The sequence below is a fragment of the Brevundimonas sp. genome (assembly GCF_041648615.1).
GTDB lineage: Bacteria > Pseudomonadota > Alphaproteobacteria > Caulobacterales > Caulobacteraceae > Brevundimonas.
Genome location: NZ_JBAZOS010000098.1, coordinates 1 through 2,566, shown reverse-complemented (window position 1 = coordinate 2,566; position 2,566 = coordinate 1). Strand labels below are relative to the sequence as shown.

General features: G+C 68.8%; 4 protein-coding genes. All 4 read right to left on the bottom strand.

Translation table 11 applies throughout. The features are described 5' to 3' along the window. Nucleotides 1-152: 152 nt before the first annotated feature. A complete protein-coding gene (locus WC555_RS15740) occupies nucleotides 153-743 on the bottom strand; it encodes a peptide deformylase (protein ID WP_373255083.1) in 591 nt (196 codons plus the stop codon). A 57-nt stretch (nucleotides 744-800) separates the two neighbouring features. After that, nucleotides 801-1,136 (bottom strand): hypothetical protein, encoded by a 336-nt coding sequence (locus WC555_RS15735; protein WP_292128486.1) that lies wholly within the window; start codon nucleotides 1,134-1,136, stop codon nucleotides 801-803. Nucleotides 1,137-1,172: 36 nt separating this feature from the next. After that, nucleotides 1,173-1,529 carry an acyl-CoA thioesterase gene (locus WC555_RS15730; RefSeq protein WP_292128493.1) on the bottom strand — a complete coding sequence of 119 codons (357 nt, stop codon included), beginning with the start codon at nucleotides 1,527-1,529 and terminating at the stop codon, nucleotides 1,173-1,175. A 170-nt stretch (nucleotides 1,530-1,699) separates the two neighbouring features. Then, nucleotides 1,700-2,566: class I SAM-dependent methyltransferase (locus WC555_RS15725; protein ID WP_373255081.1), on the bottom strand; the 867-nt coding region annotated here is incomplete at its 5' end.

The following is a 2,566-nucleotide window of genomic DNA, read 5'->3' as shown; positions in this document are numbered from 1 at the left end:
CAGCCGGTCGATCAGGACGCCGGCGATCACGCCGACGGCCGCGACGCCGAGCAGGACGGCGATGCTGCCGATGCCGACCTTTTCATTGCGGGTCAGGCGACGACGGCCCCGGGGGTCGATGATCCGGTCGCGATGGCGCTTCAGGCGGGCCATCAGGCGGCCAGCCTGGCGTTCTTCTTCACCTTGGCCACGGCGCGCTCGCGCTTCAGCCGGGACAGGTGGTCGATAAACAGGATGCCCTCGAGGTGGTCCATCTCGTGCTGGATGCAGACGGCGTAGAGACCCTCGGCCTCTTCCTCCACCGTCTCGCCGGCGTAGTTGATGTAGCGCAGGCGGACGCGGGCGGGGCGTTCGACGCTGTCGAAATATTCGGGGACCGACAGGCAGCCCTCCTCATAGGTGAACAGCTCGTCGGAGGCCCAGACGATCTCGGGGTTGACGTAGTAGCGGGGGTTGCGGCGCGCCAGCTCCCACTTCGCCCGGTCCTCGTCCGACAGCTCGGCGGGATCCTGATCGTCCTCGACGCCGTCGCGGTCGTTCAGGTCCATGACGATGACCCGGCGGACGTCGCCGATCTGGACGGCGGCCAGGCCGATGCCGGGCGCGGCGTACATGGTGTCGAGCATGTCGTCCATCAGACGGCGCAGCTCATCGGTCACCGGCCCTTCGACAGGGGCGGAGATCTGCTTCAGCACCGCCAGGTCGGCGGCGTTGTCGATGGTGAGGATGCGACGGACGGCCATGTCCGCGAGGTAGGGTGGCCGACCCCAAAGGTCAAGATTTGGCGGCGGACAGGCTGTTCAGTCGAAGGTCTCGGCGACGCGCGCGGATGTCTTCTTCGACCGACGGGCCATGGAGGTCATCATGGCTCCGATGGGGAAGATGGCGATCAGGGCGAGCAGACCGAAGAAGGCCCACAGGATGCCGAAAACGATGGCCATCAAGCCAATCACCATGCCGTCGACATGGTTTCGCAACAGGGCACGGAAACGCGCCGGGTCCTCAGATCGACGGACTGCCTCGCGCTTGTAGCCCCGCGTCCGGACGACGCCGGACCGATGGGCCCCGAGAAACGGCAGCAGGTCGCGAAGGACCAGGTAGATGCCGGCCAGACAGGCGCCGATTACGACGAACATCGGTTTCACTCCCCCGGGGTCAGCGGACCCTGCGGGTCAACCGTCGTCCCTGTCCAGTCCCGGCAACGGCCTCGGCTTGCGGTCCTGGTCGATGGCCACATAGGTGAAGACGCCCTCGGTGACGCGCACCGAAGCGGCCTGGGCGTGATCCCGGGCGCGTTTCCAGGCCTCGACATGGACGCGGATCGAGGTCCGGCCGGTCCGGACGACCCGGGCGTAGATCGAGACCTCGTCGCCGACCGAGACGGGCTGGTGGAAGACCATGCCGTCCAGGGCGATGGTGGCGCAGCGGCCCCGGGCCAGTTCGAAGGCGGGCGTCGCCCCGGCCAGATCCATATGGGCCAGCAGCCAGCCGCCGAAGATGTCGCCCTCGGGATTGGTGTCGGCGGGCATGGCGATGACGCGCCCGACGGGCTGGCCTTGGGGCAGGGTCGAAGGGGCGTCGGTCACGCGCGAAGGCTCCGGTTGCGGGAGGGCGGCGCGCCGGCCCGATTCGGGTTCGATCATGACGCTTGTTCGTTCTTCGCGGAACCGGGGTGCGGGCGCCCGCCGCCGGCCGGCCCTCAGGCCGCCGCCGTCAGCGGCGTCCGGCCCATGTAATCCCGGACCAGCGGCGCGGCCTCGACCCGTCTGGCCAGCTGCAGCTGAAAGACCATGCAGCCGCGGTGACGGAAGGCGATCTCGCTGACGCCGAGGTAGAATTCCCACATCCGGCAGAAGCGCTCGTCGTAGAGGGCCGCGATCTCGTCGCGGCGGGCGGCGAACCGGGCCCGCCAGGCCTTGAGGGTTTCCGCATAGTGGAGGCGGAGGATCTCGATATCCGTGACCCACAGGCCGGCGCGCTCGATCGCCGGCAGAACCTCCGACAGGGCCGGGATGTAGCCGCCCGGAAAGATGTATTTGCCGACCCATGGCTGGTTCTGGCCGGTGGGATGGTTCTGCCCGATGGAGTGGATCACGGCCACGCCGTCGTCGGTCAGCAGGCGGGCGACGGCGTCGAAATAGGCCTGGTAGTTGGGCGGGCCCACATGTTCGAACATCCCCACCGAGACGATGCGGTCGAACGGACCCGCGACGTCGCGATAGTCCTGGAGCCGGAAGGCGGTCCGGTCGGCCAGGCCCCGGCTCGCCGCCCGCGACCGGGCCGCGGCGAGCTGTTCCTCCGACAGGGTGATCCCGGTGACATGGGCCCCGGCCGCCTCGGCCAGGGTCAGGGCGAGCCCGCCCCAGCCGCAGCCGATGTCGAGGACCCGCTGGCCGGGCTGGAGCAGAAGCTTGGCGGCGAGACGCCGCTTCTTGGCGGCCTGGGCGGCCTCAAGGGTCACGCCGGGATGCTCGAAGAAGGCGCAGGAATACTGCAGGTCCTCGTCGAGGAAGCGGCGATACAGATCCAGCGACAGGTCATAGTGGTGGGCCACATTGCGGCGCGC